Source organism: Luteibacter yeojuensis (genome assembly GCF_000964085.1).
In the GTDB taxonomy this organism is placed as follows: Bacteria; Pseudomonadota; Gammaproteobacteria; order Xanthomonadales; family Rhodanobacteraceae; genus Luteibacter; species Luteibacter yeojuensis_A.
Genome location: NZ_JZRB01000015.1, coordinates 55,938 through 71,777, shown reverse-complemented (window position 1 = coordinate 71,777; position 15,840 = coordinate 55,938). Strand labels below are relative to the sequence as shown.

The window sequence follows — 15,840 nt, the reverse complement described above, 5'->3', positions numbered from 1 at the left end:
GTGGGGCCGTTTTCCGTTGCCCCCGACGTGGAGAGAAGGATGCCCAGGGCCCTGGTCATCGAAGATGACGAAGTCACCGCCCGCGATATCGTCGCGGAGCTGGGCGCCCACGGCCTGCATGCCGACTGGGTGGCCAACGGCCGCGACGGCCTGGCCCGCGCGCTCGAGGATGGCTACGACATCATCACCCTTGATCGCATGCTGCCCGGCATGGACGGCATCGACGTGGTGTCCGAGCTGCGCAAGCGCGCGGTGGAAACCCCGGTGCTGATGATCAGCGCGCTCTCCGACGTGGATGAGCGTGTCCGCGGCCTGCGCGCCGGTGGCGACGATTACCTCACCAAGCCCTTCTCGCCCGATGAGCTAGCCGCCCGCGCCGAGGTGCTGCTGCGCCGCCGCCGCCCCGCTGCCGGGGAAACCCGCCTGCGCGTGGAGGATCTCGAGCTCGACCTTGTCCGCCACAACGCCTTGCGCAACGGCCAGCCGCTCACGTTGCTACCCACCGAGTTCCGCCTGCTCGAGTTCCTCATGCGCAACGCCGGCCAGGTGGTGACGCGGCAGATGATCTTCGAGCATGTGTGGGGCTTCCATTTCGATCCCGGCACCAACGTGATCGATGTCCATATCGGCCGCCTGCGTCGCAAGATCGACGGGGCCGGCCAGGTGCCGCTCATCCGCACGGTGCGTGGCTCGGGGTATGTCCTTGCGCCCGCTGACTGACGCCTGGCGTTCGGCCACCTCGCGCCTCATCCTCATCTACGGGGCGCTGTTCGCCATCTGGTGCGTGGTGCTGCTGGGCGTCGTCCAGTGGGAGTCGTCGCGCTACCTCACCAACGTGGTGGACGGCATGCTTAGCGCGCGCATCCACTACCTCGAAAAGACCGACCCACGCCGCCTCATGGATACGGTGGATGCCGCCAGCGCCATCGACGCCACGGGCTTCATGGCCGTGGGCCTGTTCGATGCGCAGGGCCGTCGCATCGCCGGCAACGTGGCCAAGGTGCCCCAAGGCCTCGACACCGATGGCGTGGTGCAACCGGTATCGGCGATGGTGGAAGACCACCCGAGCGAGAACGGCCGCCGTGCCCGTGGCCTGGCCAGCACGCTGCCCAACGGCCAGCGGCTTGTCGTGGTGAAGGAAAGCGCCACCATTGATGGCCTTGGCGCCATCATCCGCCGTGGCGCCCTGTGGGGGCTTTCGCTCACGCTGCTGCCTGGCCTGCTGGGTGGCATCCTCATCGCGCGCCGCCCCGCGCGCCGCGTCCGCCAGATCCAGCAAGCCATGGAGCCCATCCGCGAGGGTGATCTCAGCGTGCGCCTGCCGGTGAGTGGCGCGGGTGACGAGGTCGACCTGCTGGCGGGCACCGTCAACCAGGCCATGGGCGAGATCGAGCGCCTGCTCGGCGAGGTCAAAGGCGTCACCGACAACATCGCGCACGACCTGCGCACGCCACTCACGCGCATGCGCACGCGGCTCTACCGCGTGCAGCAGCAGTTCGCCGGCCAGCCCGAGGGCGACCAGCTCGAGGCCGCCGTCGAGGAGATCGACACCGTGCTGGCGCGTTTCCGCGCGCTGCTGCGTGTATCGGAACTGGAAGACCGCCAGCGCAGCGCCTGCTTCGAGGACATGGACCTCGGCGTGGTGCTCAAGAACGTCCACGAGTTCTATGCGCCGCTGGCCGAGGACCGGCACCAGCTGTTCGAACTGGACGTGGGCAAGCTGCCGCCCCTGCGCGGCGACCCGCAGCTGATGTTCGAAGCCTTCGCCAACCTGGTGGGCAACGCCATCAAGTTCACGCCCAACGGTGGCGCCATCCGCCTCGTGGCCCTTACCGACCCGACGGGTGATGCCCGCATCGACATCGCCGACACCGGCCCGGGTATCCCGGTGGGCGAGCGCGAAGCCGTGTTCCGCCGGTTCTACCGGGGCGACGAGACGCGTGCAAAGCCCGGCTGTGGCCTGGGTTTGGCCATCGTCAGCGCCATCGTGCGCCTGCATGGCTACTCACTCGCCGTGGGCGGCAACGAGCGCGGCGCGGTGTTCTCGGTGACCTGCCCGGCGGTGTAGCCGGTAACGCCTAAATAAATCTTAACTACGCCGCAGGTTCTGGCGGGGGCAAAATTCGCCGCGACGCAACATTCGCGCTCGGAAACCGTCCTCCCCATGATTGGCATCGTCCGGATCGCCCTCACGCGGCCGTATACCTTCGTCGTCCTCGCCCTGCTGATCCTCATCGTGGGGCCGCTGGCCGCGATGCGGACGCCGACGGATATCTTCCCCGACATCAAGATCCCCGTGATCGCCGTGGTGTGGCAGTACAACGGCCTGCCGCCCGACCAGATGGTGGGCCGCGTATCGTCGCCGTTCGAGCGCGTGCTCACCACCACGGTGAACGACGTCGAGCACATCGAGGCCAACTCGATCCAGGGCTTCGGCATCATCAAGATCTTCTTCCAGCCCACGGTGGATATCCGCACCGCCAATGCGCAGGTGACCGCGGTGGCGCAGACGCTGCTGCGGCAGCTGCCGCAGGGCACGACGCCGCCGCTGATCCTGAACTACAACGCGTCGACGGTGCCCATCATCCAGCTGGCGCTATCGGGTGACGGCCTCACCGAACAGAACCTTGCCGACCTTGGCCTCAACATCATCCGCCCGCAGCTCACCTCGGTGCCGGGCGCGGCCATCCCGTACCCGTTCGGCGGCAAGACCCGCCAGGTGCAGATCGACATCGACCCGGCGGCGCTGCAGGCGCGCGGGCTTTCCGCGCAGGACGTGGCCAACGCGCTCGCGGCGCAGAACCTGATCACGCCGGTGGGTACGCAGAAGATCGGCGATTTCGAGTACACGCTGCAGCTCAACAATTCGCCCTCCGACATCGACGAGCTGGGCAACCTGCCGGTGAAATCGGTGAACGGCGCCACGGTATTCATCCGCGACGTGGCCCACGTGCGCGACGGTGCGCCGCCGCAGACCAATATCGTGCACGTGGACGGTAACCGCTCCGTGCTGATGACCGTGCTGAAGAACGGCTCCGCATCCACCCTGGCCATCATCCAGGGCATCAAGGATCGCGTGAAGTCGATGAAGGACGCGCTGCCTGAGTCGCTGAAGATCGCGCCCATCGGCGACCAGTCGCTGTTCGTGTCCGGCGCGATCGCCGGCGTGGCCCGCGAGGGTGTGATCGCCGCGGCGCTCACCAGCCTCATGATCCTGCTGTTCCTGGGTAGCTGGCGCTCGACGGTGATCATCGCCACGTCGATCCCGCTGGCGATCCTCGGCTCCATCGCCATGCTCTCGGCATTCGGCGAGACGATGAACATCATGACGCTGGGTGGCCTGGCGCTGGCCGTGGGCATCCTCGTCGATGACGCGACGGTGACCATCGAGAACATCAACTGGCATCTCGAGCACGGCAAGGACGTGGAAACCGCGATCCTCGATGGCGCGGCGCAGATCGTGACGCCGGCCTTCGTGTCGCTGCTCTGCATCTGCATCGTGTTCGTGCCGATGTTCTTCCTCGAAGGCGTGGCGCGCTTCCTCTTCGTGCCGATGGCCGAGGCGGTGATGTTCGCGATGATCTGCTCGTTCATCCTCTCGCGCACGCTGGTGCCGACCATGGCGAAGTACCTGCTGAAGGCGCATACGCAGGACGATCCGCATGGCGACCACGGCAAGGTGTCAAAGAACCCGCTGGTGCGTTTCCAACGTGGGTTCGAGGCGCGCTTCGAGAAGCTGCGCGAGGGTTACCACGGCATCCTGGCGCTGGCGCTGAAGCACAGCAAGGTGTTCGTCACCGGCTTCATGGCGTTCGTGCTGCTGTCGTTCCTGCTGGTGCCCATGCTGGGCCGCAACTTCTTTCCCTCGGTGGATTCGGGCCAGATCCTCATGCACGTGCGTGCCCCGGTGGGTACCCGCGTGGAAGAGACCGCCAACCTGTTCGCCGACGTCACCAGGGAAGTGCGCAAGATCATCCCGCCGGAAGAACTTGGCACGGTGGTCGACAACATGGGCCTGTCGTCGTCGGGCATCAACAACACCTATAACAACACCGGCACCATCGGCTCGCACGATGGCGATATCCAGATATCGCTGAAAGAAGACCACAAGCCGACCGCCGAGTACGTGCGCCAGCTGCGCGAGAAGCTGCCGCGCCTGTTCCCCACGGCCACGTTCTCGTTCCCGCCGGCCGATATCATTAGCCAGATCCTGAACTTCGGTTCGCCGGCGCCGATCGACCTGCAGATCCGCGGCCCGAACGTGTCGGCGAACTATGCCTACGCTTCCACCCTGCTGCGCGAGATCCGCCGCGTGCCGGGCGTGGTCGATGCGCGCATCCAGCAGTCGCAGTCGAGCCCGGGCTTCAACGTGGACGTGGACCGCAGCCGTGCGCAGCAGGTGGGTATCACCGAGCGCGATGTCACGAGCAGCCTGGGCGTTAACCTCGCGGGTTCCAGCCAGATCGCCCCCACCTTCTGGCTCAACCCGCAGAACGGCGTCTCGTACCCGATCGTGATGCAGACACCGCAGTACGCCATCGACAGCCTGCCCGACCTCGCCAACGTGCCGATCAGCCCGAGCAGCGGTGCGGCTGGCTCGCAGGTGCTCGGTGGCCTTGCGTCGTTCAAGCGCACCACCACCAGCGCGGTCGTCAGCCAGTACAACATCCAGTCGATGGTGGAGATATTCGCCACCACGCAGGATCGCGACCTGGGCGCCGTCGCCACCGATATCCAGAAGATCCTGGATGCGCACAAGAAGGATCTGCCGAAGGCCTCCAGCACCGCGCTGCTTGGCCAGGTACAGACGATGAACAGCGCCTTCACCGGCCTGATCCTCGGCCTCGTCGGCGCTATCGTGCTCATCTACCTGCTCATCGTGGTGAACTTCCAGTCGTGGAGCGACCCGTTCGTGATCGTCACCGCGCTGCCGGCGGCCATCGCCGGCATCATCTGGATCCTGTTTGCCACGCACACCACGCTTTCGGTGCCAGCCCTCACCGGCGCCATCATGTGCATGGGCGTGGCCACGGCGAACTCGATCCTTGTGGTGAGCTTCTGCCGTGAGCGCCTCGCGGATACCGGCGACGCCCTGGCGGCGGCGCTGGAGGGTGGCTTCGTCCGCTTCCGCCCGGTGCTCATGACCGCGCTGGCCATGATCATCGGCATGGCGCCCATGGCGCTTGGCCTGGGCGAGGGTGGCGAGCAGAACGCACCGCTTGGCCGCGCCGTCATTGGCGGCCTTATCTTCGCCACCACCGCCACGCTGCTGTTCGTGCCCGTGGTGTTCAGCATGATCCACGGCCGTCGCGGCCACACATCACCTACCCCGGCGAACGCTTCCGGAGAGCCCGTCCATGTCGCCTGATACGATCCCCACCCCGCAGCCGCGCCGCCTCCGCGTCGCCGGCATCATCGCCGCGATCGTCGTCCTTGCCATCGTCGTGGCCGGTGTCGCCACGCGTGCCAACGAATCGCGCAACCTCCGCGACTGGACCAACGAGCAGGCGGTGCCCAGTGTCGTCCTGGTGAACCCCGAAGGCGGGCAGGGCGGCGGCGACCTCAACCTGCCGGGCCGCCTGCAGGCCTATATCCGCGCACCGATCTACGCGCGCACCAGCGGCTACCTCAAATCGTGGAAGTACGATATCGGGCAGAAGGTGAAAGCCGGCGACACGCTGGCCGAAATCGAAACCCCCGACCTCGACCAGCAATTGCTGCAGGCCAAGGCCGACCTGGCCAGCGCCCGTGCCAACGAAGCGCTGGCGAAGACCACCGCCGACCGCTGGCAGGCCATGCGCGATTCCGATTCGGTGTCGAAGCAGGAAGTGGACGAGAAGACCGGCGACTACGCCGCCAAGCACGCGCTGGCCGCCGCCGCCGCCGCGAACCTCGAGCGCATCCAGGCCACCAAGGGCTTCGCGAAGCTGGTGGCGCCGTTCGACGGCATCGTCACCGCCCGTGAGACCGACGTGGGCGCCCTGATCAACGCCGGTGGCGGCGGGCAGGAATTGTTCGTGGTGTCGGATACGCACAAGCTGCGCATGTACGTGAACGTGCCGCAGAACTACGCCCCGGCCGTGAAGCAAGGCGCCACCGTGAAGCTGAGCGTGCCGGAATACCCGGGCAAGGACTTCACGGGCACCGTGGAATCCACCTCGTCCGCGATCAACGCCGCCAGCGGCACCACCCTGGTACAGGTCTCGGTGGACAACGCCGACGGCAAGCTGCTGCCGGGCGCCTATGCCAGCGTCACGTTCGACCTGCCCGCCGATGCCGCGTTGTACCGCGTGCCGGCCAGCGCGCTGGTGTACGACGGCAAGGGCCTGCGCATCGCCACCGTGGATGCGCAGAACAAGGTCGCCTTCAAGGATGTCACCATCGCGCAGGATTTCGGCAAGACGGTGCAGCTCGCCAGCGGCATCACGGCGAGCGATCGCGTGATCGAAAGCCCGCCCGATGGCCTCGCCAATGGCGACACCGTCCGCGTGACGCAGCCCCAGGCAAAGAAGGAAGGCGGCAATGCCAAGGCGTGAACCCTTGCGGCTGCTGGCGGGCCTGCTGCTTTCGGCCGGGCTCGGCGCCTGCTCGCTGGCGCCGGCCTACAAGACGCCCGAGGTGCCGGTCACCGAGCAGTTCACCAACACCAACTCGCCGTGGGTGGAAGCGAAGCCGGCCGACCACCTCGACCGTTCGTCGTGGTGGACGCTTTACGGTGACCACCGGCTCGACGACCTGCAGGGCCAGCTGCTGAAAAACAACGCCACGCTGGCCGCCGCCTACGCGCATTACCAGCAGGCCGAAGCCTTCACCAAGCAGGCACGCGCGGGTTTGTTCCCGACCTTTGGCCTCAACGGCAATGCAACGCGCAACCGCGAGTCCGACACGCGCCCGTTGCGCGGCGCCACGTCGCCGGCGTACTACAACTCGTACACCATCAGCGGCCAGCTCGATTACGAAGTGGACCTGTGGGGTCGCGTGCGTGACACCGTGGCCGCCGGTACGGCCGAGCAGGCCGCGTCCGCCGCGGATCTCGCCGGTGCGCAGTTGAGCCTGCAGGCGCAGCTTGCCGACAGCTACCTCCAGCTCAATGGGCAGGACCGCCAGATCAAGGTGCTCAATGACAGCATCGATGCATTCACGAAGGCGCTGCAGCTGACGCAGTCGCGGCACGAGGGCGGCATCGCGTCCGGCCTCGACGTGGCGCGTGCGCAGACCCAGCTTTCCAATGCGAAGTCGCAGCTGACCCAGGCGCAAGCCCAACGCGCCCTCGTGCTGCATGCCATCGCGGTGCTGGTGGGCGATAGCGCCTCCAGCTTCACGCTCGAGACGAAGGACGACGCCGTGAAGGTGCCGACCATCCCGCTCGACGTGCCGTCGGCGCTGCTGCAGCGCCGCCCCGATGTCGCGGCCGCCGAGCGCCGCACCGCCGCCGCGAACGCGCGCGTCGGCGTGGCCCGCTCCGCCTACTTCCCACAGGTGACCCTGGACGGGCAGGGCGGCTGGCAGAGCGATGCGTGGGGCAACATCGCCACCGCGCCGAACCGCTTCTGGGCCATCGGCCCCTCGCTGCTGCTCAACGTGTTCGACGGCGGCCGCCGCAAGGCCGCCGTGGAATCGGCAAAGGCCGCGACGGATGAAGCCGGTGCCAAGTACCGCGACGTGGTACTCAATGCCTTCGCCCAGGTCGAAGACAACCTGACCCTGCTGCGCGACCTCGGTGGCGCATTGAACGACCAGCGCGCCGCGGCCGACGCCGCCCAGCGTTCGGTGGACCTCTCGCTCGACCGCTACCGCCAGGGCGCCGTGGGCTACCTCGACGTGGTGCAGGCGCAGACCGCCGAGCTCGACGCCCGCCGCAGCGTCATCGACCTCGAAACTCGCCAGCTCCGCGCCAGCGTCGCTCTAATCCGTGCCCTGGGCGGCGGCTGGCAGGCCAGCTAAGTAACCCATATAGGAGCCAGCTTGCTGGCGATGGCCCTTGCCCCAGGCCCCATCGCCAGCAAGCTGGCTCCCACAGTAAGAACAGATATGATCCGGCGATGGAAACCCTCCTCGCCCGGCAACAGGACGCCCACCGCCGCGACGGCACGCCGCCTGTGGCCGTGCGCATCGACCGCATCGACCGCGCCATCGGCGCGCTGGTCGACCACGCCAGCGATATCGCGGACGCGCTGAGCGCCGACTTCGGCCACCGATCGCGCCAGGGCAGCCTGGTCAGCGATGTGGCCGCCTCGATCGAGCCGCTGAAGCACGCGAAGCGCCATGTGCGGCGGTGGATGCGCCGTGACCATCGCAGCGTCTCGCCCGCGCCGCTCGCGCTGCTGGGTGCCCGCGCATGGGTCGATTACCAGCCCAAGGGCGTCGTCGGCGTCATCGCGCCGTGGAACTTCCCGTTCAACCTCACGTTCGCGCCACTGGCGGGCATCCTGGCCGCCGGCAACCGGGCGATGATCAAGCCGTCGGAGTTCACGCCGAAGTCGTCGGCGCTGATGCAGGCGATGGTTGCCCAGGCGTTCGACGACAGCGAAGTGGCCGTGGTGACGGGCGACCAGGCCGTGGGCGAGGCGTTTGCCGCGCTGCCGTTCGACCACCTGCTGTTCACAGGCGCCACGGCGGTGGCGAAGCACGTCATGCGCGCCGCCGCCGAAAACCTCGTGCCTGTCACCCTGGAGCTCGGTGGCAAGTCACCCGCCATCATCGGCCGCGACGCCGACCTCGATCTCGCCGCGCGCCGCCTGTTGTTCGGCAAGACGCTTAACGCGGGGCAGATCTGCGTGGCACCGGATTACGCGCTGGTGCCGAAGGAGTCGATCGACGCTTTCGCCGATGCGCTGGCGCGGAACGTGGCGGTGATGTTCCCCACGTTCCGCGACAACCCCGACTACACGTCGATCATCAATGACCGCAACAAGGCGCGGCTGGAAAGTTACCTGCGCGACGCGCGCGAGAAGGGCGCGATGGTTCGCGAACTCCATGCCGCGGGTGAAGCGTTGAACGATCGCCGCATGCCGCCGACGCTGGTGCTTGGTGCCACCGACGACATGGCCGTGCTTCGCGACGAGATCTTCGGACCCATCCTGCCGCTCGTGCCGTATGGCCGCCTGGAAGATGCCATCGCATACGTCAACGCGCGGCCGAGGCCGCTGAGCCTCTACTACTTCGGCAACGGCCGCGCCGACCAGGAGCACGTGCTGGCGAACATCGTCGCTGGCGGCGTCACGCTCAACGACACCATCGTGCACCTGACGCAGGACAACCTGCCGTTCGGCGGTGTGGGTCCATCGGGCATGGGCGCGTACCACGGCGTCGATGGCTTCCGTACCTTCAGCCATGCGCGCTCCGTGTATCGGCAATCGCGCTTCGATATCACGGCCATGCTGCGGCCGCCGTACGGCAAGGCCATTCAACGCGTTCTCGACTTCAAGATCCGGCGTTAGGTCATAGTCACCTGTGGGAGCGCGCTTGCGCGCGATGGGGGGTGCCGCAAGCTCCCATCGCTTGCAAGCAAGCTCCTACATTTGGCGCGAAAAAAAGGGCCCCGCGGGGCCCTTTTTTTCAGCATTTCCGAGAGGCGTTGCTTACAGCTTCGCGCCCAGCAGTTCTTCCAGCTTGCGCTGGTCGACCGCGAACTTGCGGATGCCTTCGGCCAGCTTGTCGGTGGCCATCGCGTCTTCGTTGTGGCCCCAGCGGAACTGGGCCTCGGTGAGCTTCTTCGCCGGCGGCTCGGCCTTCTTGCCGGTGTCCTTCAGCGCCTCGGGCAGGTTCGCGTCGGTCTCGTCCAGTTCCTTCAGCAGGTCGGGCGAGATGGTGAGGCGGTCGCAGCCGGCAAGCGCCTGGATCTGGCCGATGTTGCGGAAGCTGGCGCCCATCACCACGGTCTTATAGCCGTGGGTCTTGTAGTAATCGTAGATGCGGCGCACCGACTTCACGCCCGGGTCTTCTTCCGGCGCGTAGGTCTTCTTGTCGGTGTTGGCCACGTACCAGTCGAAGATGCGGCCCACGAACGGCGAGATGAGGAACGCGCCAGCCTCGGCACAGGCCACGGCCTGTTCGAAGCTGAAGAGCAGCGTCATGTTGCAGTTGATGCCTTCCTTCTGCAGCTTCTCGGCGGCCTTGATGCCCTCCCACGTGGAGGCGAGCTTGATCAGCACGCGCTTCGGATCGACGCCGACATCCTTGTACATGCCGAGCAGGCGCTTGGCCTTGGCCATGCTGGCCTCTTCATCGAACGAGAGGCGGGCATCCACCTCGGTGGAAACATAGCCGGGGACGATCTTCAGGATTTCGCGGCCGATGAGCACGGCCAGGCGGTCGCCGGCATCGACCAGCTGCTGCGCGCGGTCGTTGCCCTGTTCCTTCGCCCACTTCACGGCCTCGTCGACGTACTGGGCGTACTCGGGGATGCTGGCCGCCTTGAGCAGCAGGGACGGGTTGGTGGTCGCGTCCTCCGGCTTGAAGGTTTTCATGGCCGACATGTCGCCGGTATCGGCGACGACCTTGGTCATCTTGCGCAGTTGTTCGAGTTGGCTGGTCACGTTGGGAGCTTCCGTTACCTGTGGGGAAAAAGATTGTCGCGCCATGGCGGCAGCGGGGGTAGGCATCCGATGGTATCGGTTGCCATGTTCAATATAGGTCGATGGGGTCGACATCAAGGCTCCAGCGCACCTTGCGGGCCGCGGGCAGGCCAGCCAGCGCGTGCTGCCAGGGCCTCAGGAACCCGTGGAGGCGCGCGCGCGTCGAGGCCTCGACCAGCAGCTGCCCGCGGTGCCGGCCCGCGCGCAGGGGCATGGGGGCGGGCATGGGGCCGGAAAGGCGCAGGTCGCCGGGCTCGCCCACCGCGAGGTGGGCGTCGTGGAGAAATGCATCCACTTCCGCGCGGCCATGCGCGTCCGCGCGCAGCAGCACCTGGTGCGAGAACGGCGGCAGCTCGAGCAGGCGGCGCTCGGTGAGCAGCTCGCCCGCCACGGCCGCATAGCCGCCGCGGAGCAGGGCATGCAGCATCGGGTGGTCGGGGTGGTGGGTCTGCAGCAGCACGCTGCCGGGGCGCGTGGCGCGGCCCGCACGGCCCGCCACCTGCACCACGAGCTGGGCCAGCCGCTCGCTGGCGCGGAAGTCGACGCTGTGCAGGCCTTCGTCCACGCCCACGATGGCCACCAGGGTGAGGTTCGGCAGGTCGTGCCCCTTGGCCAGCATCTGCGTGCCCACGAGGATGGCCGGCTTGTCGTCGCGCAGGCCGTCGAGGATCTCGCCGAAGGCCTCGCGCCGCCGCGTCGTCTCGCGGTCGATGCGCAGCACGGGCACGCCGGGGAAACGCTCGGCCAGCGCCTCTTCCAGCCGCTCGGTGCCCTGGCCCTGCGGGCTGAGGTTCGCCGAACCGCACGCGGGGCACGCGGCGGGCTGCGCCACGGTGTTGTCGCAGTGGTGGCAGATGAGCCGGCGGCGGCCGGCGTGCAGGGTCATGGGGCGGTCGCAGCGCGGGCAATCGGCATGCCAGCCGCAGTCGTGGCAGAGCAGCACGGGCGCATAGCCGCGGCGGTTGCGGAACACCAGCGCCTGTTCGCCGCGGCCCACGCACGCCGCCACGGCGTGCACCAGCGTGGGCGACAGGCCGTGGTCGAGGCGCTGCGCGCGCATGTCCACGATCTGCACGCGCGTGGGTTGCGCGGCACCCGGGCGGGCGCGCAGCACGAGCCGCTTGTAGCGCCCGGCTTCGACGTTGGCGAGGCTTTCCAGGGAAGGCGTGGCGGAGCCCAGCACCACCGGCACGCCGTGCGCGCGGGCGCGCACCAGGGCCAGGTCGCGGGCGTGGTAGCGGAAACCTTCTTGCTGCTTGTAAGAGGGGTCGTGCTCCTCGTCGACGATGACCAGGCCGGCATGCGGCAGCGGCGTGAAGACCGCCGAGCGCGTGCCGATCACCACCTTCGCCGTGCCCTCGCGCGCCCGCAGCCACGCCCGGGCGCGGTCGCCCTCGGCGAGGTTGGAATGCAGCACCTCGATGGCGATGCCCAGGCGTTCGCGGAGGCGGCGTACGGTCTGCGGGGCGAGGCCGATCTCCGGCACCAGCAGGAGGGTCTGCCGGCCCTCCGCCAGGGCCTTCTCGATCAGGGCGAGGTACACCTCGGTCTTGCCGCTGCCGGTGACGCCATCGAGCAGGTAGGGCTGGAAGCCGCCAAAGCCCTCGGCGACCCCGGCCACCGCGGCCGCCTGCTCGGCGCTCAGTGCCGGGCCCGGTGCCGGCGCGGCGGGCAAGGTAGCCTCCTTCAGTTCCAGTTTCTCGACCAGCCCCGCCTCGATGAGGCGACGCGCGGCGGCGCGCCAGTCAGGCAGGGCGAAGCCCAGTTCATCAGCGGCGCGTGGGCCGGCGTGGAGCGCCTCGAGCAGGGCGGCGGACCCGCCCTTGCGGCTGCGGGCGTCGCGGGCGCTGCGGCCCTGCATCGTCAGCGCCCACACCTCGCGGCCGGTGGCCGGCAATGGCTTCGGTTCGCGCAGGGCCAGGGGCAGGGCGTTGGCAAAGGCCTCGCCGGGGGCGCCGGCCCAGTACTCGGCCGCCCACGACAACGTGGCCAGCAACTCGGCGTCGAGCAACGGGGCGTCGTCGAGCACCTCGGCCGCCCGCTTCAACCGCTTTGCCCCGACGGCCGCCTCGGCCGCCGGGTCGATGACGATGCCCACCATCTCGCCCCGGCCGAACGGCACGCGCACGCGCGACCCTGCCCCGGCGACCCCGGCCAGGGGTGGCAGGTAGTCGAACAGGGTGAGGAGGGGAACCGGAAGGGCGACGCGGAGGACGGCGGTCATGCGAGGCCTAGTTTAACGGGGTCTGGCGATTTCGCTGGTCAATGATTGACCACGGTGGCGACCACTTGGACCGCCTTGAGGTGTTTCTAAGGAGGAATCCACCCTAAGTGCCCGTAGGCCGGGACCTTTCCATCTTATCCACAACTGCTGTGGATAAGTCTGTGGATGAGCTTCGGATGGAGGCCCTTCAGGCGCATGGTTAAGCCACCGGGGTCACGTTGAACACATTTTAACCAAGCTGAAATGTACTTATAAATCAGATATTTGAAAATGACTTGCCAGCGGGGTTCACTCGGCGTCCGCAAAACCTTGACAAAGGCGAAGGGACCTCGCTGCCTGTGCACAACCACTTGCCGGGTAGGAAAAAATCCTAGTGGGAAATACCGATGATGACGGCGATGAGCACCGCGAAGAACAGTAGCCAGAAATAGACGCTGCCTATCAACCAATACTTAAGGATAGTCATGCCCCATCCCTGGCGGTAGACGCGCTTCTGCATCAGCAGGAGGTACACGGGCATCCAGATCCACATGGCGACGCTCACCAGGGTGATCAGCGTACCGGCGACCGGCACGTGGCCCTTGATGGCGGATGCCGCGAAGCCCAGCAGGGTGAGCAGCATCAGGGCGAAGAACAGGAAGGCGTGGCTGTGCAGGGCCACGATAAGGTGCTCGACGTACAGCCGCCGCCTGAACACATAGAACAGCTTCAGCAGCAGCGCGAACACCGGGATCATGACGAACATGGTCTGCGGCAGCACGCCGAAGATGCCCTCGACGATGCGATGGATGGCCTCCTTCTGCTGGGGGCCGGGGTTGGTCGCCAGGGTGAGGTTGGCCTTCAGACGGTCCAGGCCGGCGTTGAGGCGCGCATTCACCGCGTCGGGCAACCAGGTGACGTGGAAGGTGAGGTCGCCGGTGCCGTCGTTGAAGATCCGCACCGGCTTCAGCTTGACGTCGTCATCGCCGCCGCTGCCCTGCGGCTGGATGGGCGGCGCCTTGAGCTCGGCGAGCCGCTTGTTGGCGGCGTCGCGCATCATCCCCTGCACATGGTCGAGACCGCTCTTCACCACCGCCGGCGTGGCCGGGTCGCTTTGCGTCGACAATAGCGCACGGGTCTCACGCGTGTAGATCTCGTGCACCTCGTCCGCGTCGTCGGCCTGCGCGAGCTGGCTCAGGGTATCGGCCTCGCTCTTCTCGTGGGCGCCGAAGCTCACGCCGTTGATGGCCACGTGCATGAAGAAGAAGCACAGCAGGCAGAACACGAACATGAGGCGGAACGGCGCGATGTAGCGCACGCGCCGGCCCGAGAAGTACTCGAGGGTGAGGAAGCCGGGCTTCGTATAGAGGGGCGGCACGGTATGGACGATGCGTTCGTCCATGTGGAAGAAGATGTCGCCGGCATCCTCCAGCATGTGCGAGACAGGCCGCAGCACGCTGTGGATCGACTGGCCGCATGCGTGGCAGAACTCGCCCTGCAGCACGGCCTCGCAATTCGCGCACTGCAGCGCGGGCGACGGCTTGAGTTCGTTCATCCGTTCGTTTCCCCGGTCTTGGTCCCCTTCCCGGTGCGGATGATGGCACGGGCCCGGGTACAATGGGCGGCCCATACGTCTTGATTACCCGATGCCCCTCGACCGCGCCCGTGCGCGCCGCGAGATCGGGGCCACCACCCGGCTGGCCCTGCCGATCATCGCCGCGCAGCTTTCTTCCGTTGGCCCCAATGTGGTCGACGCCGTGCTGGCTGGCCACCAGGGCGCCCACACGCAGGCGTCGGTGGTCACCGGTGTGAACATCTGGGTGCTGGCCATCGTCACCGGCATCGGCACCATGATGTCGGTGCCGCCCACGGTCGCCCAGCTCGATGGCGCCAACCGGCGTGGCGAGGTGGGGCCGGTGTTCCACCAGGCCATGTACATCGCGCTGGTACTCGGCCTCGTCCTCGGCGTGGCTGTCTGGCACGCGTCGCCGCTCATGGCGGTGTTCAAGGTGGTGCCCACCATGCGCGCGGATGTCGAGGCGTTCCTGCACGCCATTGCCTTCGCCGCACCCGCGCTCACCGTGTATTTCACGCTGCGCGGCCTCTCCGATGGCCTCTCGCTGCCCAAGCCCGCGCTGTATTTCAGCCTGCTGGGCACGGCGCTGCTGGCGCCGCTGGGCTACGTGCTCATGTACGGCAAGCTGGGCTTCCCGGCCATGGGCGCGCGCGGCAGCGGCATCGCCACCGCCATCGTGCTCTGGGTCGAGATGCTGGGCTTCGCCACCTACGTGCTCACGCACCGTAACTACCGCGACCTCAACCTGCGCACGCGCATGGCGCCGCCCAACTGGGGGCAGATCCGCCAGCTGCTGCACGTGGGCCTGCCCATGGCGGTGACCCTGCTGATGGAAGCGGGCCTGTTCGTGGCCGTGGCGCTGCTCATCGGCCGCCTGGGCGAGACGGTATCCGCCGCCCACCATGTGGCGCTCAACGTGGCGCAGGTGGCCTTCATGGTGCCTCTCGGGGTCTCCATGGCCATCACGGTGCGCGTGGGCAACGCCGCGGGCCGCCGCGATGCCCTCGGCGTGCGTTACGCGGGGCTCTCGGGCCTGCTGCTGGTGCTTGTCACCCAGCTGTTCTCGTCCGGCATCATGATCCTGCTGCCCACGCCCATCGCGCAGCTTTATACGAACGATGCCGCCGTGGTGGCCACGGCGGCGCAGCTGATGTTGCTGGCGGGCGTGTTCCAGTTCGCCGATGGCATCCAGGTGGCGTCCAATGGCGCCTTGCGCGGCCTGAAGGATACCCGCGTGCCCATGGCGCTCACCCTTTTTGCCTACTGGGTGGTCGGCATGCCGGTGGGCTGGTACCTGGCCTTCCCGCATGGGCTGGGCGCCCGCGGCATGTGGATGGGCCTGGTGGCTGGCCTCAGCGTCGCGGCGGTGCTGCTGTTCGCCCGTTTCTGGCGCACCAGCGGCCGCGCCGACTGGCCCGCGGACGTCGGCAGCGCCCCCGTGCCATTCCACACGTGATGCCAACGGGCCGACGCGTTACCCTGCG

General features: G+C 67.6%; 10 protein-coding genes. 7 read left to right on the top strand and 3 right to left on the bottom strand.

Translation table 11 applies throughout. The features are described from left to right. Nucleotides 1-39: 39 nt before the first annotated feature. The 6 genes from VI08_RS07910 (at nt 40) to VI08_RS07885 (ending at nt 9,440) form a co-directional block, all read left to right on the top strand. Nucleotides 40-720 carry a response regulator transcription factor gene (locus VI08_RS07910; RefSeq protein WP_045829025.1) on the top strand — a complete coding sequence of 227 codons (681 nt, stop codon included), beginning with the start codon at nt 40-42 and terminating at the stop codon, nt 718-720. Then, entirely contained in the window at nt 698-2,068 is a 1,371-nt protein-coding gene (locus VI08_RS07905) for a sensor histidine kinase (protein ID WP_045829024.1), read from the top strand. The genes VI08_RS07910 and VI08_RS07905 overlap by 23 nt, the downstream gene beginning before the upstream one ends. Before the next feature lie 96 nt (nt 2,069-2,164). Beyond that, nucleotides 2,165-5,368 carry an efflux RND transporter permease subunit gene (locus tag VI08_RS07900; RefSeq protein WP_045829023.1) on the top strand — a complete coding sequence of 1,068 codons (3,204 nt, stop codon included), beginning with the start codon at nt 2,165-2,167 and terminating at the stop codon, nt 5,366-5,368. After that, complete coding sequence (locus VI08_RS07895; RefSeq protein ID WP_045829022.1) at nt 5,358-6,536, top strand: efflux RND transporter periplasmic adaptor subunit; 1,179 nt, start codon at nt 5,358-5,360, stop codon at nt 6,534-6,536. The genes VI08_RS07900 and VI08_RS07895 overlap by 11 nt, the downstream gene beginning before the upstream one ends. Further along, nucleotides 6,523-7,944: an efflux transporter outer membrane subunit gene (locus tag VI08_RS07890; protein ID WP_045829021.1), complete on the top strand. Its 1,422-nt coding sequence runs from the start codon at nt 6,523-6,525 to the stop codon at nt 7,942-7,944. The genes VI08_RS07895 and VI08_RS07890 overlap by 14 nt, the downstream gene beginning before the upstream one ends. A 98-nt stretch (nt 7,945-8,042) precedes the next feature. Beyond that, the gene (locus tag VI08_RS07885) at nt 8,043-9,440 is read left to right on the top strand and encodes a coniferyl aldehyde dehydrogenase (protein ID WP_045829020.1); all 1,398 of its coding nucleotides are present in this window, start codon (nt 8,043-8,045) and stop codon (nt 9,438-9,440) included. A gap of 141 nt (nt 9,441-9,581) precedes the next feature. Here VI08_RS07885 and tal read toward each other — a convergent pair whose 3' ends face one another. The 3 genes from tal to VI08_RS07870 all read right to left on the bottom strand — a co-directional run bounded on the left by tal (nt 9,582) and on the right by VI08_RS07870 (nt 14,335). Then, nucleotides 9,582-10,538, bottom strand: coding sequence for a transaldolase (gene tal / locus VI08_RS07880; protein WP_045829019.1), 957 nt, complete (start codon nt 10,536-10,538; stop codon nt 9,582-9,584). An 88-nt stretch (nt 10,539-10,626) separates the two neighbouring features. After that, nucleotides 10,627-12,801, bottom strand: coding sequence for a primosomal protein N' (locus tag VI08_RS07875; RefSeq protein WP_045829018.1), 2,175 nt, complete (start codon nt 12,799-12,801; stop codon nt 10,627-10,629). 370 nt (nt 12,802-13,171) lie between these two features. Then, nucleotides 13,172-14,335, bottom strand: a complete 1,164-nt coding sequence (locus VI08_RS07870) for a DUF3667 domain-containing protein (protein WP_045829017.1) — start codon at nt 14,333-14,335, stop codon at nt 13,172-13,174. A gap of 91 nt (nt 14,336-14,426) precedes the next feature. On the opposite strand from VI08_RS07870, the gene VI08_RS07865 reads away from it, so the two are divergent. Then, a complete protein-coding gene (locus tag VI08_RS07865) occupies nt 14,427-15,812 on the top strand; it encodes an MATE family efflux transporter (RefSeq protein WP_045829016.1) in 1,386 nt (461 codons plus the stop codon). Nucleotides 15,813-15,840 lie beyond the last annotated feature (28 nt).

What these genes read in the sequence shown, in the direction of transcription:
- VI08_RS07910 (WP_045829025.1), top strand. Translation starts at nt 40, where the DNA reads ATGCCCAGGGCCCTGGTCATCGAAGATGACGAAGTCACCGCCCGCGAT.
- VI08_RS07905 (WP_045829024.1), top strand. Translation starts at nt 698, where the DNA reads ATGTCCTTGCGCCCGCTGACTGACGCCTGGCGTTCGGCCACCTCGCGC.
- VI08_RS07900 (WP_045829023.1), top strand. Translation starts at nt 2,165, where the DNA reads ATGATTGGCATCGTCCGGATCGCCCTCACGCGGCCGTATACCTTCGTC.
- VI08_RS07895 (WP_045829022.1), top strand. Translation starts at nt 5,358, where the DNA reads ATGTCGCCTGATACGATCCCCACCCCGCAGCCGCGCCGCCTCCGCGTC.
- VI08_RS07890 (WP_045829021.1), top strand. Translation starts at nt 6,523, where the DNA reads ATGCCAAGGCGTGAACCCTTGCGGCTGCTGGCGGGCCTGCTGCTTTCG.
- VI08_RS07885 (WP_045829020.1), top strand. Translation starts at nt 8,043, where the DNA reads ATGGAAACCCTCCTCGCCCGGCAACAGGACGCCCACCGCCGCGACGGC.
- VI08_RS07875 (WP_045829018.1), bottom strand. Translation starts at nt 12,801, where the DNA reads ATGACCGCCGTCCTCCGCGTCGCCCTTCCGGTTCCCCTCCTCACCCTG.
- VI08_RS07870 (WP_045829017.1), bottom strand. Translation starts at nt 14,335, where the DNA reads ATGAACGAACTCAAGCCGTCGCCCGCGCTGCAGTGCGCGAATTGCGAG.
- VI08_RS07865 (WP_045829016.1), top strand. Translation starts at nt 14,427, where the DNA reads ATGCCCCTCGACCGCGCCCGTGCGCGCCGCGAGATCGGGGCCACCACC.